Source organism: Nonomuraea sp. NPDC048881 (assembly GCF_040649795.1).
Taxonomy (GTDB): Bacteria; Actinomycetota; Actinomycetes; order Streptosporangiales; family Streptosporangiaceae; genus Nonomuraea.
The window spans coordinates 532,901-557,874 of sequence record NZ_JBEZGC010000004.1; the positions used below are offsets into that span (position 1 = coordinate 532,901).

At 70.9% G+C, this 24,974-nt stretch carries 20 protein-coding genes; 5 read left to right on the forward strand and 15 right to left on the reverse strand.

Features of this window, described 5'->3' with window-relative positions:
• Positions 1 to 30: 30 nt before the first annotated feature.
• From AB0C33_RS17625 to AB0C33_RS17665, 9 genes are all read right to left on the reverse strand, one after another.
• The gene (locus AB0C33_RS17625; RefSeq protein ID WP_358288713.1) at positions 31 to 1,794 is read right to left on the reverse strand and encodes a serine/threonine-protein kinase; all 1,764 of its coding nucleotides are present in this window, start codon (positions 1,792 to 1,794) and stop codon (positions 31 to 33) included.
• A gap of 16 nt (positions 1,795 to 1,810) precedes the next feature.
• On the reverse strand, positions 1,811 to 3,925 hold the full coding sequence (locus tag AB0C33_RS17630; RefSeq protein ID WP_358288715.1) for a protein kinase: 2,115 nt from the start codon (positions 3,923 to 3,925) through the stop codon (positions 1,811 to 1,813).
• 126 nt (positions 3,926 to 4,051) lie between these two features.
• The gene (locus tag AB0C33_RS17635) at positions 4,052 to 4,564 is read right to left on the reverse strand and encodes a YbaK/EbsC family protein (protein WP_358288718.1); all 513 of its coding nucleotides are present in this window, start codon (positions 4,562 to 4,564) and stop codon (positions 4,052 to 4,054) included.
• Positions 4,565 to 4,628: 64 nt separating this feature from the next.
• Complete coding sequence (locus AB0C33_RS17640; RefSeq protein ID WP_358288721.1) at positions 4,629 to 6,185, reverse strand: flavin monoamine oxidase family protein; 1,557 nt, start codon at positions 6,183 to 6,185, stop codon at positions 4,629 to 4,631.
• 30 nt (positions 6,186 to 6,215) lie between these two features.
• Positions 6,216 to 7,058: a M55 family metallopeptidase gene (locus AB0C33_RS17645; protein WP_358288724.1), complete on the reverse strand. Its 843-nt coding sequence runs from the start codon at positions 7,056 to 7,058 to the stop codon at positions 6,216 to 6,218.
• Positions 7,059 to 7,101: 43 nt separating this feature from the next.
• A complete protein-coding gene (locus tag AB0C33_RS17650; RefSeq protein WP_358288727.1) occupies positions 7,102 to 8,307 on the reverse strand; it encodes a DUF6395 domain-containing protein in 1,206 nt (401 codons plus the stop codon).
• Positions 8,298 to 8,645, reverse strand: a complete 348-nt coding sequence (locus tag AB0C33_RS17655; RefSeq protein ID WP_358288730.1) for a hypothetical protein — start codon at positions 8,643 to 8,645, stop codon at positions 8,298 to 8,300. Before AB0C33_RS17655 ends, AB0C33_RS17650 begins: the two co-directional genes overlap by 10 nt.
• 80 nt (positions 8,646 to 8,725) lie before the next feature.
• Positions 8,726 to 9,499 carry an enoyl-CoA hydratase-related protein gene (locus AB0C33_RS17660; protein ID WP_358003064.1) on the reverse strand — a complete coding sequence of 258 codons (774 nt, stop codon included), beginning with the start codon at positions 9,497 to 9,499 and terminating at the stop codon, positions 8,726 to 8,728.
• A 64-nt stretch (positions 9,500 to 9,563) separates the two neighbouring features.
• Positions 9,564 to 10,256 (reverse strand): endonuclease, encoded by a 693-nt coding sequence (locus tag AB0C33_RS17665; protein WP_358288732.1) that lies wholly within the window; start codon positions 10,254 to 10,256, stop codon positions 9,564 to 9,566.
• Between the two features lie 101 nt (positions 10,257 to 10,357).
• Here AB0C33_RS17665 and AB0C33_RS17670 point away from each other — a divergent pair, with 101 nt between their 5' ends.
• The gene (locus AB0C33_RS17670; protein WP_352328823.1) at positions 10,358 to 10,642 is read left to right on the forward strand and encodes a Fe-S cluster assembly protein HesB; all 285 of its coding nucleotides are present in this window, start codon (positions 10,358 to 10,360) and stop codon (positions 10,640 to 10,642) included.
• 57 nt (positions 10,643 to 10,699) lie between these two features.
• Here the strand turns inward: AB0C33_RS17670 and AB0C33_RS17675 are convergent, their stop codons facing one another.
• From AB0C33_RS17675 to AB0C33_RS17685, 3 genes are all read right to left on the reverse strand, one after another.
• Positions 10,700 to 11,758, reverse strand: a complete 1,059-nt coding sequence (locus tag AB0C33_RS17675) for a 3-deoxy-7-phosphoheptulonate synthase (RefSeq protein WP_358288735.1) — start codon at positions 11,756 to 11,758, stop codon at positions 10,700 to 10,702.
• A gap of 249 nt (positions 11,759 to 12,007) precedes the next feature.
• A complete protein-coding gene (locus tag AB0C33_RS17680; RefSeq protein ID WP_358288738.1) occupies positions 12,008 to 12,700 on the reverse strand; it encodes a CBS domain-containing protein in 693 nt (230 codons plus the stop codon).
• 7 nt (positions 12,701 to 12,707) lie between these two features.
• A complete protein-coding gene (locus AB0C33_RS17685; protein ID WP_352322071.1) occupies positions 12,708 to 12,911 on the reverse strand; it encodes a hypothetical protein in 204 nt (67 codons plus the stop codon).
• Positions 12,912 to 13,098: 187 nt separating this feature from the next.
• Between AB0C33_RS17685 and AB0C33_RS17690 the strand changes: the two genes are divergently transcribed.
• Positions 13,099 to 15,009 (forward strand): peptidoglycan recognition family protein, encoded by a 1,911-nt coding sequence (locus AB0C33_RS17690; RefSeq protein ID WP_358288741.1) that lies wholly within the window; start codon positions 13,099 to 13,101, stop codon positions 15,007 to 15,009.
• On the opposite strand, the gene AB0C33_RS17695 is transcribed toward AB0C33_RS17690, so the two are convergent.
• Both AB0C33_RS17695 and glgP read right to left on the reverse strand, forming a co-directional pair.
• Positions 14,972 to 15,868 carry a MurR/RpiR family transcriptional regulator gene (locus tag AB0C33_RS17695; RefSeq protein ID WP_352352251.1) on the reverse strand — a complete coding sequence of 299 codons (897 nt, stop codon included), beginning with the start codon at positions 15,866 to 15,868 and terminating at the stop codon, positions 14,972 to 14,974. The two genes, AB0C33_RS17690 and AB0C33_RS17695, sit on opposite strands and share 38 nt — an antisense overlap.
• A 50-nt stretch (positions 15,869 to 15,918) precedes the next feature.
• Positions 15,919 to 18,498, reverse strand: coding sequence for an alpha-glucan family phosphorylase (gene glgP, locus AB0C33_RS17700; RefSeq protein ID WP_358288744.1), 2,580 nt, complete (start codon positions 18,496 to 18,498; stop codon positions 15,919 to 15,921).
• A 293-nt stretch (positions 18,499 to 18,791) separates the two neighbouring features.
• On the opposite strand from glgP, the gene AB0C33_RS17705 reads away from it, so the two are divergent.
• The 3 genes from AB0C33_RS17705 to AB0C33_RS17715 all read left to right on the forward strand — a co-directional run bounded on the left by AB0C33_RS17705 (position 18,792) and on the right by AB0C33_RS17715 (position 24,001).
• A complete protein-coding gene (locus tag AB0C33_RS17705) occupies positions 18,792 to 20,894 on the forward strand; it encodes an alpha-1,4-glucan--maltose-1-phosphate maltosyltransferase (protein ID WP_358288747.1) in 2,103 nt (700 codons plus the stop codon).
• 71 nt (positions 20,895 to 20,965) lie between these two features.
• Positions 20,966 to 22,666 carry a maltose alpha-D-glucosyltransferase gene (gene treS / locus AB0C33_RS17710; RefSeq protein ID WP_352322061.1) on the forward strand — a complete coding sequence of 567 codons (1,701 nt, stop codon included), beginning with the start codon at positions 20,966 to 20,968 and terminating at the stop codon, positions 22,664 to 22,666.
• Positions 22,667 to 22,669: 3 nt separating this feature from the next.
• A complete protein-coding gene (locus AB0C33_RS17715) occupies positions 22,670 to 24,001 on the forward strand; it encodes an aminoglycoside phosphotransferase (RefSeq protein WP_358288751.1) in 1,332 nt (443 codons plus the stop codon).
• A 79-nt stretch (positions 24,002 to 24,080) separates the two neighbouring features.
• Here AB0C33_RS17715 and AB0C33_RS17720 read toward each other — a convergent pair whose 3' ends face one another.
• Positions 24,081 to 24,935: an NAD(P)-binding domain-containing protein gene (locus AB0C33_RS17720; RefSeq protein ID WP_358288754.1), complete on the reverse strand. Its 855-nt coding sequence runs from the start codon at positions 24,933 to 24,935 to the stop codon at positions 24,081 to 24,083.
• Between the last annotated feature and the right edge of the window lie 39 nt (positions 24,936 to 24,974).

A 24,974-nucleotide genomic window follows, 5' to 3' on the forward strand; every position in this document is an offset into this window, starting at 1 on the left:
ATCTCTCCCCCGCCGGGCCGAGGGGGACACTCACGACCACGGAGTCAGGAAGCCCAACCCCAGCCCGTCGAGCAGACTTTCGATCAGGCCGGTGATCAGCCCGATGGTGCTCTGTCTGGCGTCGCTCGCCAGGTCGTCGATCACGCTCTGCGGGGCCCGCCACGGCGTCCAGACCGGGTCCTGGCCGAGCGCGAACATCGCCGCGAACAGCGCCGCCGTGCCCACCGCGACGACCGCGACCAGCGCGGCTCCGGGGCTGCGCAGCACGCCGGTGAGCGTCCGGGTCACGGCCTTGCGCGGCGCGCCGCCGCCCGGCAGCACGAACAGGCCCCCGGCGAACGCGCCGGCCGCGAAGGCGGCGGCCTGGTTGGTGCCCATGCCGCCGGCCCAGTGGAGCGCCCCCCACACGCACGCGCCGAACAGCAGCGCGAGCGGCACGTGCACCAGCGTCACCAGCGCGGCCTTGACCAGCGCCCACGGCGTGCCGACCAGCGCGAGCAGCGGGTCGGCCGAGCTGCTGCCGCGGATCTGGCGCCGCTTGACCATGTCGCCGAAGAGGTACTCGCCCACGCGCAGCACCACCGCGAGCGCGACGGCCACCGCCCCCATGACGACGGGCATCATGACGGTCAGCGCCACCAGCGTGACCAGCAGCAGCAACCCGGTCACCTGGGCGCCGAACAGGTACCTCTTCCGCTCCGCCGGCGGCACGTGGCCGCGCGGCTGGGGCGGCGGCGTGTAGGGGCGTGGTTGCGGCGGCGGCGCCGGGTAGCCGGCCACCCGCTGGTCGGTGCGCGGCACCGGGCGCGCCGAGGTCGGCGCGGGCACGTAGGGCGGCGGCCGCTCCTCCCGCCGCGCGGGCGGCGGCGGGGGCGGCGGCGCGGCCTTGCGGTACTCGACCGGCGGCAGCAGGTCGGAGAACGTGTCCATGGCGCGCGTGCCGCTGCCGATGCGCTTGGTGCCGGTCGGCCCCTCGATCTCGTTGAACGACGTCACCGACGGGTCGAGCTCCCTGGCCATCCGCAGCAGCTCCTGCGCGCCCGGCCGGGCGGCGGGATCGACCCGCAGCGCGCGCGACAACCAGCCGCGCAGCCACGCGGGCGCCCGGTCGAGCTGGGCCCGCCCCTCCATGATGTTGAAGCAGACGGCCTCGAACGTCCCGGTGCCGAACGGCGGCGCGCCCGTGGCGGCGAAGAACACCGTCGAGGCCAGCGCGTGCACGTCGGCCGCCTGGGTGATGTCGGAGTCGCGGATGATCTCGGGCGCCAGGTAGCCGGGCGTGCCGACGAACATGCCGGTCTGGGTCAGCCGGGTCGCGTTCACCAGGTGGGCGATGCCGAAGTCGATGACCAGCGGCTCGCCGTCGACCAGCATGACGTTGGACGGCTTGAAGTCGCGGTGGATCACGTCGGCCGCGTGGATGGCGACCAGCGCCTGGCACAACCCCTGGGCCAGCCTGATGACCTGCCGCGCCTCCAGGGCGCCCTCGGTCAGCACGGTCTCCTCCAGCGTGCGCCCCGGGGCGAAGCGGGTCACGACGTAGGGCTGGCCCCCCACCAGCTCGGCGTCGATGACCTCGGCGACGTACGGGCTGCGCACCCGGCGCATGGTCTCGACCTCGCGGGTGAGCCGGTCGCGGGCCTTGAGGTCGGCGGCCACGTGCGGGTGGAGCACCTTGATGGCGACCTCGCGGCCCTCACCGTCGAGACCCAGGTGGACGACCCCCATGCCGCCCTCGCCGATCTTCCTGACGATGCGGTAGGGGCCGAGGCGTTCCGGCGCTTGGATGCTCATCGCCACCTTCCTCGGCTCAGCCGCCGCCCTTCAGGCTGCTGAGTTGCTCTGTCACGGGTGTGACGTCCAGTGGACTCCATACACTCCCCCTTGGCGTGTCCCCGAACGTGCCGTAGGCGAGGATCAGCGAGAGCGCGGCGCCCGCCGCCAGCACTGCCGCCATCGCCATGGCCGCTGTTCTAGAGGGTACGAGCGATGAGAGCGTTCTGCGCATCTGCCGCCCCGGGCCCTCGACGCCCGGCCCCGCGCAGAGGGTCCAGAGCGCGACCGCGGCCCCCCACGCGAGGGCGTTGGCCGAGTTCATCCTGACCACCACGCTGAGCAGCAGCGTCACCGGCAGGCCGAGGATCAGGGCGTACAGGACGAGCGCGACCGTGATGCCCACGGACTTGGCCAGCGCCTGCGGCCGGGCGAGGACCCTGAGCACGTCGAGGGCGGCGGACCCGGCGGGCCTGCGCCCGCTGAGCGCCGGCTGGGCGAGGTCGGCGGCACGCAGCAGCACGGCGATCGGGATCGCCACCACCGCCACCAGGACGGGGGCCGTCACCGCCGCCACGATCATGAGGATGAGCAGCATGGCGCTGGCCACCCCGTACGCCTTCGAGCGCTGCAGCGGCTGCGCCGGACGCCCGCCCTGGTGGTACGGCTCGCGAGCGGCCTGCGGGTCTTGGGGCGGGTATTGCTGCTGCGCCGGGATGTAGGGCGGCGGCTGCACGGGCACCGGGCCGTAGTTGGCCGCTTCCTGGCCGGAGTTGAACCGGCCGTGGTCCACCGGCTGCGCGCCGGACCCGAGCCGGCCGTGGTCGACCGGCTGGGGGCCGGAGCTGAGCCGGCCGAACTCCGCCGAGTCCGGGCGTACGCGCCGGGTGGGCACGTCGGCCTCGTGCGGGTTGACCTGCGGAAGCGGCTGCGACTGGGGCAGCGGCTGAGGCTGTGACTGCGGCTGGGGGTGGAGCGGGGGCTGCTGCTGCGGCCAGGGCTGGCTGGGCCCGGCCTCGCGCTGGATCTGGCGCAGCTCCTCCGGCGAGACCCGGCGGGTCGGCCACGGGTCGCCCGCGCCCTGGTCGGCCGGCGCCGCGCCCTGTTCGGGCAGCACGGCACCAGGCAGCGGAGCCGCCTGGTTGGGCAGCAGCGAGACGAAGTGCGGGTCGGCGGGCGGCGCGACCGGCTGCTCCTGGCCGTCGATCAGCCGGCGCGGCGTCATCGGCGGCGTGGAGACGTCGTAGGACGGCTTCTCCCCCACGAACGGCGGCCGCCTGGTCGGGTAGTCGTCGGGCGCGTCGGGCCGGGGGACGGTGGAGATCTCGTCCGGCACGCCGTGCGGCGGCCTCGGCAACATCCGGGCCGTCTGCTCGGCCAGGTCGGCGGCCTTGGGCCGCTTGGCCGGGTTGCGCTGGAAGCCCGCCTTGAGCAGCGGCTGCAGCTCGGCCGGCACGCCGCTGATGTCGGCCTTGCCGGCGGTGATGTTGTAGAAGATCATCTCCAGCGTGCCCTTGCCGAAGGGCGGCTGGCCGGTGGCGGCGTAGAGCAGCGTGCCCGCCCAGGCGTGGATGTCGACCTCGGGGCCGGCCTCCTGGCCTTCGATGATCTCGGGCGCGAGGTAGCCGGGCGTGCCGATGAACATGCCGGTCTGGGTCAGCCTGGTCGCGTCGACCGCCTGGGCGATGCCGAAGTCGATCAGGACGGGCTCGCCGTCGAGGATCAGCACGTTGCCCGGCTTGAGGTCGCGGTGGATCACGCCGACGGAGTGGACGACGGCCAGCGCGGAGGCCACCCCGTGGGCGAGCCGGACCAGCGCGGGCAGGTCGAGCGGCCCGTCGTCCTTGACGATCTCGTCGAGGGGACGGCCGGGCACGTAACGCGTGACGATGTAGGGACGATGACCGGTTACATCCGCATCGACCACTTCTGCGATGAATTTGCTGCGGACCCGGCGCATGGTCTCGACCTCACGCGAAAGCCGTCGCCTGGCGACCTCGTCACCGGCGACCTCTCCGCGCAGGACCTTGACCGCCACCTGTCGCCCCTGGGGGTCGACAGCGAGGTGGACAACGCCCATCCCGCCTTCACCGAGCCGCCTGAGCAGCCGGTAAGGGCCTAGTCGGTCATCGTTCATGGCATGAAGCACCATACCGGCTTAATCCCCGCCCACGAGATGAACCATGAGGCCACATTCCCACTCGTACAACGTCCGATACGGCCTCATCGGTTTCCCATCCAACGGTCTCGAATTGGCTTCAGTTCGGCTTCGGGGCCTTCAGGTCGTCAGGGACAGGACCTCGGCGCCCTTCAGCCCGGCCAGCGCGGCGCCCGGCACGGCGAGCTTCGACCTGCGCAGGCCGCTGCCGATCACCACTCTGGGATGTTCGGCGACGTGCACGTCGACCAGGACGGGCCAGTCGCCGGGCAGCCCGAGCGGGGTGATGCCGCCGTACTCCATGCCGGTCAGCTCGACCGCGTCGGCCATCGGCGCGAAGCTCGCCTTGCGGGCGTCGAGGTGTTTGCGCACCGCGCCGTTGACGTCGACGCGCATCGTCGCGAGCACCATGCAGGCGGCGTAACGCGTCTCGCCGCCCCGCTTGGCGGCCACGACCACGCAGTTGGCCGACTCGTCGAGCCGTACACCGTAGCGCTCGCAGAACGCGGCCGTGTCGGCCAGGTCGGGGTCGATCTCCGTCACCTCGGCGCCCTCGACGCCCGGCACGGCGAACGCCACCGGATCGGCCAGCAGGTCGGCGCGGCCGGTCGCGGGCACCCAGTGCAACGTCATCCTCGTCTCCTCGATCGCTCTTCCTTGACCGACCCTATGCCGGTCGAGGAAGTGGCGTGCGACGTCACGTGGACTGCAGCACCCGCCGGTGCAGCAGGGTGACGGCGCTGCGGGCCGACTCCATGGCGCCTGCCTGCCAGGCGATCAAGTGGGTGAGCCAGTCACCCGCGAAGTAGACCCTTCCGGCGGGGCGTTGCAGAAGAGTGAAGGACGAATCAAAGGACGGCCAGTACATCCAGCCTCCCTGGATGTGCTCCTGGCGGTGCCAGGCGATCGAGACGCTGGACAGGAGGTTCTGGCGGTACTTGTCGCCGTGGATCTTCCTGCCCTGGGTGAGGGCCTTCCGCCTTCTGTCCTCGGGGGTGAGGGAGCCGTACAGCTCGGCGTTCTGCTCGGTGTTGTAGTAGCCGACGATCAGGCCGCGTTCGGAGTGGTAGCCGTGGGAGGGGTACCAGATGTGGGTGATGTCCAGGTCGGTCTCGGTGACGCCGCCGTAGATGCGGTCCTCCAGCTCCCACCAGCGCCTGCCGTACTCCAGGCCGATCTTGCCGGCGGCGACCGGGATGGGGGTGCTCAGGGCGCTGGTGACCTGCGCTCCGAGGTTGTGCGGGATCTTGGCGAGGAGGTGCGGGGGGAGGGTGGCGATGCAGTAGTCGGCCTTGACGCTGCCGCCGTCGTACGTCACCTCGACGCCGTCGTCCAGGGTCGTGATCCCGGTGACCTTGGCGCCGGTCCTGATCCGGTCGGCCCCTACGGCCTCGGTCAGCTTCGTGACGATCGCGTCCATGCCGCCGACCGGCTGGAACATGGGGGTGGCCATGTCGTAGCCGAAGTCGTTGGTGATGGCGCGGCCGGTGGCGGCGGCCAGCACGTCGTGGAGGGTGCCGGGGGGCGGGACGGGGGTGCCGCCGTCGAGCGCCGGGTACTTGGTGAAGCCGCGCCGGGGTGAGCCCTCGTAGTCGAGCTTGGGGCCCAGGTCGCCGAACCGGCGGAGGAACTCCAGCAGGCGCTGCCGGTCGTCGGCGGTGATCGCCTTGTCGAGCGCGCCGATATTTGTGGCCTTGGCCAGCAATTCCGCGACATATCCGTACATGTCGGCTCGGGCCGTGCGGGCCCGCACGGTCCTACCGTTGGTGTGGACGTAGGCCGCGGCGTTGTTGTTGACGAACGTCTCGATCGGGACGCCCAGCTCCCTGCAGTAGTCGAGAGTGACCATCCAGGGGGCGATGCGGCCGGGCCCGGCGTTGAAGTAGACGCCCTCGCCCAGCCTGACGTCCTGGGCCGGGCCGTTCAGCTCGGTCAGGCGGTCGCCGCCGCGCAGCGTCAGGTTCCGGCCGCCGGCCCTGCCCCTGGCTTCGAGCAGGGTGCAGTCGTAGCCGGCCTTGCCCAGCTCGTACGCGGCGGTCAGCCCCGCCACGCCCGCGCCGAGGATCACCACCTTGGCCGCGCCCTTGCCGCGCAGGGAGAAGTCGCCGGGGCGCGGCGCGGCGAACTCCTTGTCCTGCTCCGAGGGGGCGAGCCCGAGCGCGCCCATGGCGGCGTACATGGCGCCCGCGCCACCCACCGCTCCGATCCCGACGAGCAGCCCCCGCCGGGTCAGCGCCGCGCCTTCCACCGTCACCCGCTCCCTGAGTCAGCAGTTACCGACATCTCAGCCGTACGGCCCGCTGCCGCAGGCCACCTGGCCGCCGATGGTGGCGAAGATCCCGAGCAGCGCCATGATCTGGCGGAAGTCGTCGGTGGTGAACTCGGTGTGCCGTGAGCCGGCCGTCTTCACGCCGGGCACCAGGGCCACCGCCGCCGCGATGGCGGTCGAGTTCCACTCCACCCCCAGCGTGTACGGCGCCTCCACCCGATATGGCGTGAAGTCGCTCAACCGGGACAGCGCGCGAGCGGCGGCCTCACGGATCTTCGCCTGGGCGACGCTCGGCGGCAGCAACTCGGCCGAGAACTTGTCGATGCCCTTCTTCACCGCGACCGTCTCGACGTCGCCGAGCAGCTCGCGCGCCTCTTCGCCGACGGCCTCGTCCCCGGTCACCAGCACGACCGGCACGCCGTGGAAGCCCGCGCACGCCGCGACCAGCCGGGTCTCGCCGCACAGCTCGCCGTTGAGGTAGACGTTCTGGATCTCCTTGCCCATCCACGTGTGGTTGAGCACGCCGTGCTGGACGCCGGCCCTGGCGTGGTAACCCACGAAACACGCGGCCTGGAACGTGCCGTCGAGCCCCTGGGCCATGCGCTGGGCCTTGCCCGGCCCCCGGATCAGGGTCGCCCGCGGGTCCAGGAGGTCGATCCGCAGGTTCTTGGTGGACCCGTGGGCGTCGTTGACCAGCACCGAGCCGGCCCCCGCGGCGAACGCTCCCTCGACGGCGGCATTGGCGTCGGCGGTCATCAGCTCGCAGCCGCGGTCGTAGCCGCGTTTGCCGGCGTGCATCTCCTCGGGGTCGGTCAGCCCCGTCACGCCCTCCATGTCCACCGACAGGTAAACCTTCACGCAGTCAACTCCTCGCACTTCGCCGGATCCGTCCCGCGGACGGTCACGCGCCCCACGTCTCCACCCTCCGTACCTCGGCCTCGGTCATGAGGCCGACCTGGGAGGTCAGGAAGGCGGCCGCCTCCGTCCGCCACGGCTCGGGGATCTCCTCGATCGCCGGCGGGTAGCAGTGGTCGAGCCAGCTCGTGGACTCCTCGGTGGCCTCGAAGTGGTCGAGGGCCTTGGCGAACAGGGACCGTTCGACGCCGGGGATCCGGGCGAGGCCGTACTCGATCATCTCCTGGCCCCCGAAGGGGGGCGGCCGCAGCCACTTGCGGGCCACGGGACGGTCGGCGGTGAGGGGCGTGTCCAGGGGACGGCGCTCGACGGCGGCCTGGATGAGCTCCTTGTACAGGCACTTGCCGCAGGTGCGGCAGGGGCCGTCGGTGCCGCGCAGGCACCAGCGCACCTGGTCCTTGAGCTCGGAGTTCAGGGCCAGCCGCATGGTGACGGCCTCACTCACCCCGCCGACCGGGAGCACGATGTGCACGCCCGCGGCGGCGAACAACCGGCCCCACGCGCCGTGCGGCGCCCACATGGGGTTGTCAGGCGTGAACCGCAACAAGTAACGGTCACCGCCGAGCCAGCGTGAACCGAGTTCATAGCCGAAGCCCAGGCCACCGAGGTTCATCCGGTCGGCCAGCAGGAGCGCCCCCGCCGCGACGGCGTGGTGCTCCGGATAACCGGGACGCGGCTCGGCGAGCGTGAACTCCAGGTCGGAGGTGACGGTGGTGAGCTCGCGGCCGGTCCGCTCGGCCAGCTTGGCCAGCACGTCGGAGCGGTAGTGCGGCCACCGGTTGGGCACCCGCGGATGCGGCACCCGCCGGAAGTGCACGAACGGCGCCGACGGATGGATGGCCGCCGCGGCCACGGAGTCCGCGCCGCCGCTGTAGGAGAGGGCGAGCCGGTCCCCGGCCCGGCGCGGCTCGGCCCCGACCGGCCCGGCCTCGATGCCCCACCCGTCGTGCAGGGCCGCGGCCACCTCGGCGGAGACGGCCCGGTCGAACGTGATCCGCCGCCTGGTCCAGGGCGCCACGATCGTCCAGGCGGCCACGGCGAACAGGTCGGGGTGGGCGTCGGCGGGCACGCCGCCGATCGAGCAGGAGTTGGTGGCCAGCTTGACGGGATGGTCGTCGGCCGCCCTGCCGGTGATCTCGTCCTCCGGGTCGAGACGGAAGGTCAGCTCGGTGCCGGACCAGGTCACGCGCACGGCCGGCCCCCCTCCGGGACGCGGGCCCGCAGGTCGTCGATGGCCTGCCAGACGAGCACCTCGTTCTGGAGCACGCCGTCGAGGGCCTGCGCGGTCTCCTGCGCCAGCCGGTGCGTGTCGTCGACCCTGGCCTTGTCGATCACCGGTCCGGCCGGCGGGCGGGCGTTCCGCAGCCGCTCGACCTCGCCCTGCAACGTGGCCATCTCCCTGCGCAGGGTCTGGACCTCCCAGAGCGCGTCCCGGATGTCCTGCCGGTGGTCGGCGACGGAGATGTAACGGGAGTCGAACCACGAACGCACGGCTTTACGCAGCCGGGCGGGGACCGGGACGCGCATCATGAAACGCCACCATACTGGCAAACCCGCTTCCCCTTGGACGGCCTATTCCAAAGGGTCGCATTCGTATGGCGGCCGGGCGGTCACCGTCCGGTGAACTTGGCCTTGGCCTTCTCCGCGAAGGCCCGCATGCCGATCCTGGCGTCGTCGGTGGCGAACAGGCCGGAGAAGTGCAGACGCTCGATCTCCAGGCCGGAGTCGAGGTCGACCTCGGCGCCCTGGTCGACGGCCTGCTTGGCGGCGCGCAGCGCCACGGCCGGGCCGCCGACGAACGTGGCCGCCCACTCCAGGGCCGCCGTGTAGACCTGCTCGTCCGGCACCACCCGGTCGACCAGCCCGATGGCCAGGGCCTCGGCGGCGGGGACGTGCCGGCCGGTGAAGATCAGATCCTTGGCGCGGGACGGGCCGACGAGCCGGGGCAGGCGCTGCGTGCCGCCCGCGCCCGGGATGAGCCCGAGCAGGATCTCCGGCTGGCCGAGCCGGGCCGACTCGCCGGCCACCCGGAAGTCGGCGCACAGGGCCAGCTCGCAGCCGCCGCCCAGGGCGTAGCCGGTGACGGCGGCGATGACCGGCTTGCCGATGCGGGCCACCGTGGTGAAGCACGCCTGGAGCGTGCGGGAGTGGGTGGACATGTCGGCATAGGACATGTCGGCCATCTCCTTGACGTCCACGCCGGCGGCGAAGACGCGCTCGCCGCCGTAGAGGATCACCGCCTGCACCTGGTCGTCGGCATCGACCTGAAGCGCCGCCTCGACGAGCTCCCGCTGCGTCTGAACGTTGAGCGCGTTCATCTTCGGACGGTCAAGACGGATCGTGGCGATCTGGTCGGCCACCTCGACGCTCACAAACTCACCCATGAGCCGAACCTAACAGAGCGCTCCCGCTCACCCCCGCGGCCCACCTCGTCGCCCGCCTTGTCGTTCACCCCGCCGCGGCCGACCTCACCTCGTCGGCGGCCTTCTTGCTGGTCGACACGCGGACCAGCGCCGCCGACAGGCGGGCCAGCTCGTCGCCGGAGCCGGCCAGGCGGGCCAGGCCGCGTTCCTGGCGGGGCAGGCCGAGCCGGGCCGCGCCGTCCAGGACCCGGCCGTCCAGGTGCGGCGCGACCTGCGGCCACACGCCCTGGACCTCGCGCAGGAAGATGTCGGCGCCGGTCGGGCCGATGCCGGGGAACTCCCGGAGCAGCTCGCCGATGCGCCCGGGGTCGCCCCCGGCCTCGTCGCGCAACCTGCGCAGGTCGCCCTTCCAGCGGTCGAGCAGCAGCTCGGCGCCCCTGCCGAGCATGGTCGAGGTGCGTTCGTCGTAACGCCGGTAGTGGCCGCGGCCGAGGGCGTCCACGCGGTCCTGCCAGCTCGCCCGCGCCATGTCCCGCGGCGTGCGGTACCCGGCGGCGAACAGCTCGCGCGCCGCCGCCACCGCCACCCCGGACGAGATGCGCGCGCTGAGCAGCGTGGCCAGCACGAGGAGCTGGTACAGCGGCCGCGGCCGGTCGGCGAGCCGGATGCCCGCCTCCGCGGCGAACGTCTGGCCGCACTGTTCGAGCAGGGCGTCCAGCACGCCCCTGTCCTTGTCGGCGTCCTTGTCGGCGTCCTTCTCAGCGTCCTTGTCAGCCATGACGCTCCGCTACCCCCATGGCGGGCGCTCATCCCGGCCCGGCGCGTTTGCCGCCCTGGTCGCGGGGGAGGCGGGGGGTCTCCAGCGAGAAGGAGCGCATCGTGCTGACTTTGACTGACAACGCCGTGGTCGCGATCCGTGACCTGATGGTCGGCGAGGACGTGCCCGCGCACGCCGGCCTGCGGATCGCCGCCAAGCCGGACGAGGCGGGCGCCTTGGAGGTGTCGCTGGCGAGCACGCCGTACGCCGGGGACCAGGTCATCGAGCAGGGGGACGTGCGCGTCTTCGTGGCCGAGGACGCCGCGCCCATCCTCGACGACAAGTCGCTGGACGCCCAGCCGGGCACGCCGGGGCATCCGACGTTCCGGCTGGACCGCCGCACCTGACCGGCCCTGCCGGGCCTCCGGCGGCCCGCCCGTCACCTCGGGGCCGCCGGGAGGCCGTCAGCCGGCGGCGCGGCCGGCGCGCACGGCGTCGGCCAGCTCGGCCAGCAGGCGCTCGGTCTCCTCCCAGCCCACGCAGGCGTCGGTGATGCTCTGCCCGTACGTCAGGCCCTCGGCCGGGCCGGGCTCCTGCCGTCCAGGCACCAGGAAGCTCTCCACCATCAGCCCCGCGATGCCCTTCTCGCCCGCCGCCAGGCGTCCGGCCACCTCGCGCACCACGGCCGCCTGCCGTACGTGGTCCTTGCCGCTGTTGCCGTGGCTGGCGTCGATGATCAGCCGCTCCGGCAGCCCGGCCTTGGCCAGCAGCGCGAGCGCGTCGCCGATGGACTGGGGGTCGTAGTTGGGGCCGGTGCGCCCGCCGCGCAGGATGACGTGGCAGTCGGGGTTGCCGGTGGTCGAGACGACCGCGGCCCGGCCCTCGTCGTCGATGCCGAAGAACACCTGCGGGTGCGCGGCGGCGTTCACGCCGTCGATGGCCACCTGCACGTCGCCGTCGGTGGCGTTCTTGAAGCCGACCGGCATGGACAGGCCGGAGGTGAGCTGGCGGTGCACCTGGCTCTCGGGCGTGCGCGCGCCGATCGCGCCCCAGGTGACGGCGTCGGCGATGTACTGCGGGCTGGTGGGCTCAAGGAACTCGCAGCCCACCGGCAGCCCGGTGTCGAGCACGTCGAGCAGCACCGTCCTGGCCAGGCGCAGCCCGCGCTGGACGTCGTGGCCGCCGTCGATGTCCGGGTCGTTGATCAGGCCCTTCCAGCCGATGGTGGTACGCGGCTTCTCGAAGTACACCCGCATGACCACGCACAGGGCGTCGCCGAGGTCGCGGGTGGCGGCGGCCAGGCGGCGGGCGTAGTCGAGCGCGGCCTCCGGGTCGTGCACCGAGCACGGGCCGACGATGAGCAGCAGGCGGTCGTCGTCGCCGGCGAGCACGTCGCGCACGGCGTTCCTGCTCGCCGCCACCAGCGCCTCGCGCTCCGGGCCGAGCGGCTGTTCACCGATGAGCTCGCGGGGCGTGGGCAGGGGTTCGAACGAGGTGATGCGCAGGTCGCTGGTCGTGGTCATGGGCTGGTCCTCCGCTTTCGATGGAAGTTCGAAGGCGGTACGGCCCACATCCGTGGCCCCCGGAGCCGTCCGCCTGAACGACGAAAGGCAGAGACGGGACGTCTCTGCCTTTGGGCTCCGGGTGATCAGTAAGTCAGCGCATGTGACCTTCGGCTCCACCCGGAGCCGCCACATAGCGCCAAAATCGGCTGATCACTGACATGCTGTTGACGCTAGCAGACGCCGGGTGACGGCTCCAAATCCCGTCCGCTATCCGAGATCGGATTCCCAGCCGGGTTCGCGCAGGTCACCGAGCCCGTAGAGGCCGACCAGGGTGCCGTCGGCACGGGTGACGACGACGTGGTCGACGTTCGCGCCCTCCATGCGGGTGGCCAGGGCGTCGAGCTGCTCGCTGGGCCGTACGGTGGTGACGCCGGTGTTCATGGCGGCCTCGGCGGTGCCGGTCAGGTCGGCGCCCTTGAGCTCGCGCGACCCGATGACGCCCTGCACCACCTCGTCCCGGTCCACCACGACCGCGAGCCCGGCCGGGTCGGCGACGATGCGTTCGCTGAGCTCCTCCAGCGGGTCCTCCAGGTCAGCCGTGACCGGGTCGCGCCGGGCGCCCGAGCCCACCAGGACGGCCTCCCCCTCGTACGGCAGGTCGGCCGACAGCCAGTCCATCTTGCCCAGGCCGTAGTCGTGCACGTCGGCGAAGCCCAGCCGGGCCAGCCGGTGGGCGGCGCGCGGGCTCAGGTCGCAGAGCCAGTCGTGGCAGTAGACGACGACCGGGCGCGACCGGTCCAGCAGGTCGTCGGCCAGCCGGTCGAGCGAGCCGAGCGGCAGGTGCACAGCGCCGGGCAGGTGCGCCCAGGCGTACTCGCGCTCGGGCAGCACCTCGGCGAGCTGGGCGTCGCGCGTCGCGAGCAGGTCCTGGACGCCGACGCGGTCGATGATGCCGATCATCAGGGCCTCAGCGCTCCCCCCGGCGGGGCCGTTCGGACTTGGGTCCTTCGGCGCGGTCGCCGCCCACCTTGCGCGGGCTCTTGTCCGGGTCCGACTGGAGTTTCCTGGCCACGCGCTTCTTGAGCTCCTGCTCGCTCATCCCCTGCCGGTCCAGTTGCTTGCGCAGCCGGCGGCGCTCGTTGTCGTAGGAGTGACTTCCGGGTCGAGGCATGACAACTCCCCCTCTCCTCGCAGGCCCGCCTACCCAGCCCGTCACCTGCTAGTCCTCGGGAACGGGCCGCCGGAGCCGGCCCGGCGGTCCGTTAAGGGATGAAAAATATCTTCGCAAAGTTCTCGCCAGAGAAGGAAAATGTTGAGACGCTGAACGCGCACCACGCCCCCCAGTCAAGGAGCGGTTCATGCGCAGAGCGCTGGCGATCGCCGTCGTCGCCTTCTTGCCCTTAACCCAAGTGCCCTCGGCCAACGCCGAAGAGCCCGCCGACCGGCAGCAGGCGTTCGCCGCGGCGGCCGACGAGTTCAAGGTCCCCCAGAGCGTGCTGCTCGGCGTCTCGTACCTGGAGTCGCGCTGGGACGCCCACGCGGGCCAGCCGTCGAGCGACGCCGGGTTCGGCCCGATGCACCTGACCGACGCGGCCGCGTACACCGGCTCGAACCACCACGGAGAGGGCGAGGAGGACGCCCGCGGCGACGAGAGCAGGCCGCTCGCGCCCACGGCGACGCCCGCCCCGGCGGAGATCCCCGCCTCGCTGCGCACGATGGAACGCGCCGCGCAGCTCACCGGCGAGAGCCACGAGCGGCTGCGCACCGACGACGCGGCCAACATCCGCGGCGGCGCGGCGCTGCTCGCCGACTACCAGAAGAGCCTCGGCGCGCCCCTGAGCGCCAACCCCGGCGAATGGTACGGCGCCGTCGCCAAGTACTCCGGCGCCGACGAGGCCGACGCGGCCAAGTTCTTCGCCGACGAGGTCTACGCCACCATCCAGGAGGGCGCCGAGCGCACCACGGACGACGGGCAGAAGGTCACCCTGCCCAAGGTCCCGGACCTGGAGAAGATCGAGAAGTGGCTGGAGAAGCTCGGCCTGCGGCCCGCGCGGCGCGACGGCGTCGAGTGCCCGGCCTCGATCTCCTGCGAGTGGATCCCCTCGGCCTACCAGGAGCTCCCGCCGGACGACTACGGCCACTACGACCTGGCCAACCGGCCGGTCAGCCAGAAGGTCGACTACATCATCATCCACGACATGGAGGGCTACTTCCTCCCGTCGATCAAGCTCAACCAGGACCCGAACTACGGCGCGAGCTGGCACTACTCGGTCCGTTCCAGTGACGGGCACATCGCCCAGCACATCAAGACCAAGGACGTCGGCTGGCAGGCCGGCAACTGGTACATCAACGCCAAGTCCATCGGCATCGAGCACGAAGGCTTCCTGGCCGAGGGCAGCACCTGGTACACCGAGGCGATGTACCGCTCGTCGGCCCGGCTCGTCCGCTACCTGGCGCTCAAGCACGGCGTGCCGCTCGACCGCGCCCACATCCTGGGCCACGACAACGTCCCCGGCACGATCCCGAGCACGGTCCGCGGCATGCACGAGGATCCGGGGCCGTTCTGGGACTGGGCGCACTACTTCCAGCTCATGGGCGCGCCGCTGCACCAGTTCGGCGGGCCGCAGGCCGGCTCAGTCATGATCAAGCCGGACTTCGCCACCAACAAGCCCTACTTCTACGGCTGCGACCGCAAGAACCCCGAGGCGGCCTGCCCGCCGCTCAGCGCCGGCACCGTGTGGCTGCGCACCGAGCCGCGCGACGACGCCCCGCTGATCAAGGACATCGGCAAGCACCCGACCGGCGGCTCGCTCTACAGCGTGTACGACCACAGCGCCAGGGCCAGCACCGGCCAGCGCTTCGCCGTCGCCGACCGCCAGGGCGAGTGGACGGCGATCTGGTACCTCGGCCAGAAGGCGTGGTTCCACAACCCGGCGAGCGCCCCGACCGCGATCCCGTCGATGGGGCTCGTCGTCACGCCGAAGCCGGGCAGGGCGACCGTGCCGGTGTTCGGGCGGGCCTACCCGGAGCAGGAGGCGTACCCGGCCGGCATTCCATACCAGGCGGTGACGCCGCTGCAGTACACGTTCTCGGCGGGCGAGAAGTACACGCTGGCCGGGCCGGCCGCCACCGAGTACTACCGGGCGGTCACGTTCAACCTGGCCGACCACACGGTGGTCAAGGGCAAGACGAAGTACCTGGAGATCCAGTTCGGGCACCGCGTGATGTACGTCAAGGCTGACGACGTGCAGGTGTCGTTCTCCGGGTGAACTCCTTGACGGCGCGCCTGGTGCTCGCGAGCGCCTCCTGAGAGGAGTCGAACGTGCGCTGGGCGACGCCGACGAACACGCAGTCGACGACGAGGAGCTGGCTGATCCTGCTGGCCAGGGCGCCGGGACGGAACTCCGTCTCGCGCCCGGCCGAGATCAGCACGTGCTCGGCCAGCTCCGCGATCGTCGAGCGCGGGTTGTTGGTGACGGCCACCGTGGTGGCCCCCGCCTCGCCCGCCCGGCGCAGCGGCTCGATCACGTCGGGGGTCTCCCCCGACGTGCTGATGCCGATCGCCACGTCGCCCGCCTTCAGCAGGACGGCACTGGTCAGGGCCAGGTGGGCGTCCTGGAAGGCGTGGCTGGACAGGCCGATGCGCAGCAGCTTCTGGGCGACGTCCTCGGCGACTAATCCCGAGGCGCCCACGCCGTAGGCGTCGATGCGCCTGGCCCCCACGATCGCGTCGACGACCAGGCCCAGGCGCTCGCTGGTGAGCTGGGCGACGGTGTCGTTGATGGCCTCCGACTCGGCCCTGGCCACCTTCTGGATGACCTCCGACAGCGGGTCGTCGGGCGCCAGGTCGCCGGGCACGAGCCGGTCGGGCTGCGCGGCCGCCGCCGCCAGAGCCAGCCTGAGCTGGGGATATCCGGCGAAGCCGAGCAGCCGCGCGGTGCGCACGATGGTGGCCTCGCTGGTGCCGGAGGCGGCCGACAGCTCCGTGATGGTGCTGCGCGCGACCGTCGCCGGATTCTCCAGGATGAGCCGGGCGACGGTCTGCGCGGCAGGCGTCAGGGACGGCAGGACACCGCGGACCGTGGCCACCAGATTGTCGGCCCGCAGGCCGTTCCCGCTGTCGTCCACGGTCCTGATTATGCACCGCCCGACCACCGGGCCGACCTCGTCCGGATATATCAGCGCAAGGTACCGTTCGTCATTCCCACCGGCTCCTCCGGGACGGCGATCAGCCCCAGTTCCGCCGGAGTGGCAGCGAACGGGTGATGCGGGACAACCCGGACGGTGTATCCGAAGGCCCCCGTACGATCGAGCGGCACCCGGCCCGTGAAGTGGGCGTGGCCGTCGTCCTCCAGCGACTCCAGGGCCAGCCGCGCGTACCGCGGCCGGACCAGCTCGTCGTGCGGCCCGACCTTGCCGTACGCGGCCTCGACCAGCACGTCTCCCGGCTCCAGGTCGCCGAGCGCGATCGTGGCCCGCAGCTCGACCGAGGCGCCCACCTCCGGGGCGTCGCCCACGCCGGACGCCTCGACGTGCTCGACCCGCACGCCCGGCCAGGCCCGCGTGACGCGCACCCGCCAGGCCGCGAACGCCTTGGCCGCGGCGTAGTTGTCGGCCGACAGCGCGCGGGCCGACTTGGCGGCCGGGGTGTAGAGGTCGACGACGTAGTCGCGGAGCATGCGTCCGGCCAGCACCTTGGGCCCGAGCGAGGCCAGGGTGTGCTTGACCATCTCCATCCACCTGCGCGGCAGCTCGTCGAACGGCCGGTCGTAGAAGCGGTCGGACACCTCGTGCTCGATCAGGTCGTACAGGGCGCCGGCCTCCAGCTCGTCGCGCCGGTCGGGGTCGCTGACGCCGTCGGCGGTGGGGATGGCCCAGCCGTTGGTGCCGTCGTACCACTCGTCCCACCAGCCGTCGCGGATCGACAGGTTGAGCCCGCCGTTCAGCGCCGACTTCATGCCCGAGGTGCCGGACGCCTCCAGCGGCCGCAGCGGGTTGTTCAGCCACACGTCGCAGCCCTGGACCATGAGCTGGCCGAGCGTCATGTCGTAGTCGGGCAGGAAGACGATGCGGTGGCGCACGTTGTGCTGGTCGGCGAACTTGACGATCTGCTGGATCAGCTTCTTGCCGCCCTCGTCGGCCGGATGCGCCTTCCCGGCGATCACGATCTGCACCGGCTTGTCCGGGTCGAGCAGCAGCCGGGCCAGCCGCCTGGGGTCGCGCAGCATGAGCGTGAGCCGCTTGTACGACGGCACCCGCCGGGCGAAGCCGATCGTCAGCACGTCGGGGTCGAGCGCCTCGTCGATCCAGCCCAGCTCGGCGACCGAGGCGCCGCGCTCGCGCCACGACCTGCGCAGCCGCTCGCGCGCGCCCTCGACCAGCCGCCTGCGCAGCTTGCCGCGGATCTCCCAGATCTCCCGGTCGGAGATCTTCTGGATGCCCTCCCAGCCGCGGGCTCGCTCGATCAGCGAGGGCAGCTCGCGGCCCGCCAGCTCCATGAACTCGCGCCCGACCCACGTGGGCGCGTGCACGCCGTTGGTGATCGAGCCGATCGGCACCTCGTCGAGGTCGAAGCCGGGCCACAGGTCCTTGAACATCTCCCGGCTGACCGCGCCGTGCAGCTCGGAGACGCCGTTGACGCGCTGGGCCAGGCGCATGCCCATGACGGCCATGTTGAAGCGGCCGGGCTCGGCCTCGGCGCCCAGGGCCAGGATGCGCTCGACGGGCACGGTCGGCCAGGCGGAGTCGCCGCCGAAGTGGCGTTCGATCAGGTCGCAGGGGAACCGGTCGATGCCGGCGGGCACCGGCGTGTGCGTGGTGAACACCGTGCCGGCGCGGACGGCCTCCAGGGCCTCGTCGAACGACATGCGCGACTCGGTCAGCTCGCGGATGCGCTCCAGGCCGAGGAAGCCGGCGTGGCCCTCGTTGGTGTGGAAGACCTCGGGCTCGGCGTGGCCGGTGATGCGGCAGTAGGCCCTGATGGCGCGTACGCCGCCCACGCCCAGCAGCAGCTCCTGCATGAGCCGGTGGTCGGTGCCGCCGCCGTAGAGGCGGTCGGTGACGTCGCGGGCGGCGGTGTCGTTGTCGGCCACGTCGGAGTCGAGCAGCAGCAGCGGCACCCGGCCCACCTGCGCCACCCAGACCTGGGCGTGCAGGACGCGGCCCTCGGGCAGGCCGAGACGGATCTTGACGGGTTCGTCGCCGTCCTTCAGCAGGGTCAGCGGCAGCCCGCCGGCGTCGAGCGCCGGATAGTGCTCAAGCTGCCAGCCCTCGGGCGACAGCGACTGGGTGAAGTAGCCGTGGCGATAGAGCAGGCCGACCGCGAGGATCGGCACGCCCAGGTCGCTGGCCGCCTTGAGGTGGTCGCCGGCGAGGATGCCGAGACCGCCCGAGTACTGGGGCATCGCGGCGGCGATGCCGTACTCCGGGGAGAAGTAGGCGATGGCGCGTGCGACGTCGGGCAGCGTCTGGTACCAGCGCGGCGATGTCATGTATTCGCGCAGGTCGTCAGCTGCGTCGGCCAGGCGGCGGAGGAAACGGCGGTCGGCGGCCAGCTCGTTGAGCCGGGCCGGTGTGACGGCGCCGAGCAGGGCCACGGGATCGTGCCCGACCTGTTCCCACAGGGCCGCGTCGACCTCGGCGAAGAGGTCGAGCGTCTCCGGGTGCCAGGACCAGCGGAGATTGTGCACGAGCTCGCCCAGGGCGACCAGCTCCGTGGGCAGGACGGTGCGGACGGTAAACCGGCGGATAGCTCTCACGTTTCTGCACCCTACGGGCTAGGAGGGACCTCTCAGTCCTTCACCCCCAAGAAGCCCCTTCAAACCCCAGCCCGGAACAAGCATGAAGCCGGACGATTGGGGCAACTTTCCTCTTTGTTGGCTCTCCCGGGAACACACTCGGGAGGTCTATCCGCTGCTGTCCAGTATTTACGTGCAAGGATCGTTACTGCCGGGGTAGGCCGTATCCAGCGGTCCCACGCGGTTGCGAAACCTTGCACATACGGAAAGCCTCCGGCGGCGCCGAGCGCGCCGTCGCAAACCCTGCGAATGCGATGATCGGACGAATTCCCATCACGGACATCTCCCCCGTCGTCGACTGCGGGCAGTGGCCCGCCAAGGCGGTCGCCGGCGAGACCTTCCAGGTCTCGGCGACCGTCTTCCGAGAGGGCCACGACGCCGTGGCCGCGGGCGTGGTGCTCACCTCGCCCGACGGACAGCGTGGCCGCCTGAAACCCATGCGCGAGCTGGCCCCCGGCACCGACCGCTGGGGCGTCGACGTGTGCCTGCCGGCCGAGGGCGACTGGATGTTCCGCGTGGAGGCGTGGAGCGATCCGATCGCGACCTGGCTGCACGACGCCGAGATCAAGATCCCGCGTGGGCTCGACACCGACCTCATGTGCGAGGAGGGGGCCCGGCTGTTCGAGCGGGCCGCCAAGGCCGTTCGCACGGCCGAGTGTCCCGCGCCCGGCGGCCAGGGCGGCCCCGGCAACGGGCACTCCAGGAACGGCATGGGCAACAGCAAGGGCAACGGCAACGGCGACAGCGCGTGCGGGCACCGGGCGGCGCTGCTGTCGGTGGCGGCCACGCTGCGGGACGAGGATCTCGACCCGCGCGCCCGGCTGTCCATCGCCCAGCTCCCCGAGACGGCCGCGCTGCTGGCGGCGCATCCGTTCCGCGAGCTGGTGACCAGGGCCAAGCCGTACAAGGTCAGGGTCGACCGGCGCAGGGCGCTCTACGGCTCGTGGTACGAGTTCTTCCCCAGGTCCGAGGGCGCGGTCGTCACCGAGTCCGGCGTCTCCAGGTCGGGCACCTTCGAGACCGCGGCCAAGCGGCTGCCTGCCATCGCCAAGATGGGCTTCGACGTCGTCTACCTGCCGCCGATCCATCCCATCGGCCAGACCTTCCGCAAGGGCCGCAACAACACGCTGAGCCCGGAGCCCGACGAGCCCGGCTCGCCGTGGGCCATCGGCTCGGAGGACGGCGGCCACGACGCCGTCCATCCCGACCTGGGCACCCTTGAGGACTTCGACGAGTTCGTCAGCCGCACCCGCGCCCTGGGCATGGAGGTCGCGCTCGACTTCGCCCTGCAGTGCTCCCCCGACCACCCGTGGGTCAAGGAGCACCCGGAGTGGTTCACCATCCGGGCGGACGGCACGATCGCCTACGCCGAGAACCCGCCGAAGAAGTACCAGGACATCTACCCGATCAACTTCGACAGGGACCCCGAGGGCATCTTCGCCGAGGTCCGGCGGGTGCTGCGGCACTGGATGGACCACGGCGTGCGGATCTTCCGGGTGGACAACCCGCACACCAAGCCGGTGGCGTTCTGGGAGCGCCTGCTGGCCGACATCCACGCGACCGACCCGGACGTGGTGTTCCTGGCCGAGGCGTTCACCCGGCCCGCGATGCTCCAGACGCTCGCCAAGGCCGGGTTCCACCAGTCGTACACGTATTACACGTGGAAGAACTCCAAGTTCGACGTCGAGACCTACCTCTCCGAGCTCGCGCACGAGACGTCCGCGTTCCTGCGGCCGAACCTGTTCGTCAACACCCCGGACATCCTGCACGAGTACCTGCAGCACGGCGGCGTGCCGGCGTTCCGGATCAGGGCCGTGCTGGCGGCTCTCACGTCGCCTACCTGGGGGGTGTACTCCGGGTATGAGCTCGCCGAGAACGTTCCGGTGCGCCCAGGTAGTGAGGAATACCTTGATAGTGAGAAATATCAGTACAAGCCACGCGACTGGGCGGCAGCCGAACGCGAAGGAAGGACCCTCGCCCCGCTCATCACCCATCTGAATTTGTTCCGAAGAGCGCATCCGGCGCTGCAGGAATTGCGTAACCTACGGTTCCACAGGGTCGACCATCCGGACATCGTCTGCTTCTCCAAACGGCTTCCGGGCGCCTATGACACGGCCACACGAAGGCACGGGCTGGGCGACGTCGTTCTGGCGGTTGTCAATCTGGATCCTCACCACACCCACGAGGCGACGGTAGATCTCGACCTGCCCGCCATCGGTCTCGACTGGAACGCCGAGGTCGTCGTGGACGACGAGCTGTCGGGCGAGTCCTACCGCTGGAGGCAGAGCAACTATGTGCGTCTCGACCCTCACATCCAGCCTGCCCACATTCTCACCGTACGAGCCGCGCCACGGTAGAACAGAATTCAGCGGGGAGTCTTCAACGTGTGTGAAAGCGCCCTCCTCATGAGCTCCCTCTGGGGGAGCCCATGAGCTCCACACCCATTCCCAACACCTTCGACGAGGAGAAGCCGCGCGATCCTTACTGGTACAAGCGCGCCGTCTTCTACGAGGTTCTGATCAGGGGATTCGCCGACTCCAACGGCGACGGGACCGGGGACATCAAAGGCCTGATCAGCAAGCTCGACTACCTGCAGTGGCTGGGCGTCGACTGCCTCTGGCTGCTGCCCCTGTACGAGTCGCCGCTGCGTGACGGCGGCTACGACATCGCCGACTTCATGAAGATCCTGCCCGAGTTCGGGGATCTGGGAGACTTCGTGAAGCTGGTCGACGAGGCGCACAAACGCGGCATGCGGGTGATCGCCGACCTCGTCATGAACCACACCAGCGACGCCCATCCCTGGTTCCAGGCCTCCAGGCACGACCCGGAAGGCCCGTTCGGCGACTTCTACGTCTGGTCGGACACCGATGAGAAGTACCAGGACGCCCGGATCATCTTCATCGACACCGAGACGTCCAACTGGACCTACGACCCGGTGCGCGGCCAGTACTACTGGCACCGCTTCTTCCACCACCAGCCCGACCTCAACTACGAGAACCCGGACGTGCAGGAGGCCATGCTGGAGGTGCTGCGGTTCTGGCTGGACCTCGGCATCGACGGCTTCCGCCTGGACGCGGTGCCCTACCTCTTCGAGGAGGAGGGCACCAACTGCGAGAACCTGCCCAGGACGCACGAATACCTCAAGAGCATCAGGCGCGAGGTCGACCGGCTCTTCCCGGACCGGGTGCTGCTCGCCGAGGCGAATCAGTGGCCTTCGGACGTGGTGGAATATTTCGGCGATCCGGTAGGCGGCGGGGACGAATGCCACATGGCCTTCCATTTCCCGCTCATGCCCCGCATTTTCATGGCGGTCCGCCGAGAATCCCGCTACCCAATTTCCGAAATTTTGGCACAAACGCCGAAAATTCCGGAACATTGCCAGTGGGGGATTTTCCTGCGGAACCATGATGAGCTGACGCTCGAAATGGTGACCGACGAAGAACGCGACTACATGTACACGGAGTACGCCAAAGATCCGCGCATGCGGGCGAATGTCGGCATCCGCCGGCGGCTGGCTCCCCTGCTGGAGAACGACCGCAACCAGATCGAGCTGTTCACCGCGCTGCTCCTGTCGCTGCCGGGCTCTCCCGTGCTCTACTACGGCGACGAGATCGGCATGGGCGACAACATCTGGCTCGGCGACCGCGACGGCGTCCGTACCCCGATGCAGTGGGACCCCGACCGCAACGCCGGGTTCTCCGACTGCGACCCCGGGCGGCTCTACCTGCCCGTGATCATGGACCCGATCTACGGCTACCAGGCGATCAACGTCGAGGCCCACCAGAAGAACGCGGGCTCGCTGCTCCACTGGACCAAGCGGATGATCGAGATCCGCAAGCGTCACCCCGTCTTCGGGCTCGGCGAGTTCGCCGAGCTCAACTCCTCCAACCCCAGCGTGCTCGCGTTCGTCCGGGAGCTGGGCGACGACCGGATGTTGTGCGTCAACAACCTGTCGCGCTTCCCGCAACCGGTCGAGCTTGACCTGCGTAGATTCGTCGGCGTCTCCCCCGTGGAAACCATGGGAGGGGTCCCATTCCCGGCAATTGGCGAACTACCGTATCTTTTGACGCTTCCCGGGCATGGGTTCTATTGGTTCACACTCCCACCGGCACACACCCAGGAGGAGTAGGGCGTGATAGAGGAGCTCCTTGCCGCATGGATCGGCCGCCAACGATGGTTCGGCGGCAAGGGGCGCCCGATCGACGATCTGTCGATCGAGTCGGACGTCCTGCTGAGGCCAGGGCTCCGGCACCTGATCGTGGCCGTCTGGCAGGAGGGCGCGCGAGACCGGTACCAGGTCTTCCTGGGCGAGCGGCACGACCTGCCCGACCGGCTCAACCACGCCCTCGTCGGCAGCCTCGGCGACGCCTACTTCTATGACGCCGTCCATGACGCCGACGCCATGAGCTGGCTGCTGGAGGGCATGGCGGGCGACGAGACCCGCAGCGGGCTGCGCATGCGGCACGCGCCCGGCGTCGTCATCGACACCTCCCAGCGCAGCCTGGTGCTGGGGGCCGAGCAGTCGAACACCTCGCTCGTGTACGGCGACTCCTACATCTGCAAGCTGTTCCGCCGGCTCGTCCCGGGCGTCAATCCGGAGCTGGAGATCATCAGCGCCCTGGCCGTCCGGAGCGCGCCGAACATCGCCCAGCCGTACGGGTGGATCGAGGCCGACGTGGACGGCACGGACACCACGCTCGCCTTCATGCAGGAGTACCTGTCCAACGCCAACGACGGCTGGGACCTCGCGCTGACCAGCGTCCGCGACCTGTACGCCTCGCTGCCGGGGGTCACCGCCGCCGAGGCGGGCGGCGACTTCGCGGCCGAGTCCGTACGGCTGGGCGTCGCCACCGCCCGTGTCCACCACGAGCTGGCCGCGGCGTTCCCCACGGACCTGGTCGAGATTCCCGAGGTCAAACGCATGGCCGAGGGGTTCCGGCGACAGCTCGGACGGGCCATGGCCGAGGTGCCCGAGCTGCGGCGGCACATGGCGGCCCTGGAGGACGCCTACCACCAGGTGGAACTGCTCACCAGGGAAGTGCCCGTCCAGCGTGTTCACGGGGATTACCACCTGGGCCAGGTGATGCGCACGCCCACCGACTGGGTGGTGCTCGACTTCGAAGGCGAGCCGGGGCAACCGCTGGCCGAGCGTCGGGCGCTGTCGTCGCCGCTGCGGGACGTGGCCGGGATGCTGCGCTCGTTCGACTACGCGGCCAGGCACCTGCTGGCCGACCACCCGCAGGCCGCCGAACTCCAGCCCCGGGCCGAGGCCTGGGCCGACCGCAACCGCACCGCCTTCCTGGACGGCTACCGCGAGGGCGGCGGCATGATCACGGTCGGGGACGCGGCGCTGCTGCGGGCGTTCGAGCTGTCCAAGGCGGTGTACGAGGTGGTCTACGAGGCCCGCAACCGCCCGTCGTGGGTCTCCATCCCGCTGGCCGCCTTCCACCCCCGCCCCGCCTGACCGGCGGACCCCGCCGCGCCTGACCGGCGGACCCCGCCCCCGCCTGACCTGGCCGGGCCCGCCGTGGGCGGCCCGGGGGTCAGCGCAGCTCTTCGACCAGGCCGGGCAGGCCCTCGGCGCCGTGGCCGCGGGCGGTGCGCTGGTCGATGATCGCCTTCAACGGCAGCAGGAGATCGGGCTTGACCTGCTGCTCCCGGAAGGCGCGCACCAGGTTCTCCAGGCCGGACCTGTTGATCTCCAGGTTCGACACCGAGGTCGTGTAGTCGCGCGACTCGACGGACTTGACCCACTCCGGTTGCAGGGCGGCCATCGCGTTGAGCCACGGGACCAGGAGGGTGCTCGTGAAGTCGGTCAACGAGTAGCCGGCCGAGTCGACGAGCGCGGTCGCCTCCAGGAAGCCGGCGATCTGGCCGTACATGCCGGTGAGCATGGCCAGGTCGAGGAGCGGGGCCATCCCGGGGTCGGAGCCGACGAAACGCGGCTCGGCCATCGCGCGGAACGCGTCCTCGAAGCGCTCGAAGGCCGGCTGCGAACCGCTGTAGAGCACGAGCGCGCCGGGCCGGCCGATCATCTGGGGCACGGCCATGATGCCGCCGTCCACGTAGTCGCCGCCGCGTGCGGCCACCCATTCGGCCGCCTCGCGGGCCTCGACGGGCCGGCCCGTGGTCAGGTTCGCCACGACGCGGCCCGTCAGCGGGACGTCGGCCAGCAGCTCGTACACGGCCGGGTAGTCGAGCACGCAGACGATCACCAGCGGGCCGGCCGCGACCGCCTCCGCCACCGTCCCGGCGCGGGTGGCGCCCCTGGCGACCAGGGGTTCGGCCTTGTCCGCCGAACGGTTCCACACGGTGACGCGGTGACCGGCGTCCAGCAGGCTGCCGGCGAGCGCCGCGCCCATGAGGCCGAGACCGATGATGGAAATTTCTTCTGACATTTCGGGATTCCTTAGGTTCTGACGGATGTCTTCACCCTG

Excerpts from the sequence above, each read along its gene's own strand:
- treS (WP_352322061.1), top strand. The coding sequence starts at position 20,966 with ATGAGCTCCACACCCATTCCCAACACCTTCGACGAGGAGAAGCCGCGC.
- AB0C33_RS17705 (WP_358288747.1), top strand. The coding sequence starts at position 18,792 with ATGATCGGACGAATTCCCATCACGGACATCTCCCCCGTCGTCGACTGC.
- AB0C33_RS17630 (WP_358288715.1), bottom strand. The coding sequence starts at position 3,925 with ATGGTGCTTCATGCCATGAACGATGACCGACTAGGCCCTTACCGGCTG.
- AB0C33_RS17660 (WP_358003064.1), bottom strand. The coding sequence starts at position 9,499 with ATGGGTGAGTTTGTGAGCGTCGAGGTGGCCGACCAGATCGCCACGATC.
- AB0C33_RS17665 (WP_358288732.1), bottom strand. The coding sequence starts at position 10,256 with ATGGCTGACAAGGACGCTGAGAAGGACGCCGACAAGGACGCCGACAAG.
- AB0C33_RS17635 (WP_358288718.1), bottom strand. The coding sequence starts at position 4,564 with ATGACGTTGCACTGGGTGCCCGCGACCGGCCGCGCCGACCTGCTGGCC.
- AB0C33_RS17685 (WP_352322071.1), bottom strand. The coding sequence starts at position 12,911 with ATGCCTCGACCCGGAAGTCACTCCTACGACAACGAGCGCCGCCGGCTG.
- AB0C33_RS17720 (WP_358288754.1), bottom strand. The coding sequence starts at position 24,935 with ATGTCAGAAGAAATTTCCATCATCGGTCTCGGCCTCATGGGCGCGGCG.
- AB0C33_RS17680 (WP_358288738.1), bottom strand. The coding sequence starts at position 12,700 with ATGATCGGCATCATCGACCGCGTCGGCGTCCAGGACCTGCTCGCGACG.
- AB0C33_RS17675 (WP_358288735.1), bottom strand. The coding sequence starts at position 11,758 with ATGACCACGACCAGCGACCTGCGCATCACCTCGTTCGAACCCCTGCCC.
- AB0C33_RS17625 (WP_358288713.1), bottom strand. The coding sequence starts at position 1,794 with ATGAGCATCCAAGCGCCGGAACGCCTCGGCCCCTACCGCATCGTCAGG.
- AB0C33_RS17690 (WP_358288741.1), top strand. The coding sequence starts at position 13,099 with ATGCGCAGAGCGCTGGCGATCGCCGTCGTCGCCTTCTTGCCCTTAACC.
- AB0C33_RS17655 (WP_358288730.1), bottom strand. The coding sequence starts at position 8,645 with ATGATGCGCGTCCCGGTCCCCGCCCGGCTGCGTAAAGCCGTGCGTTCG.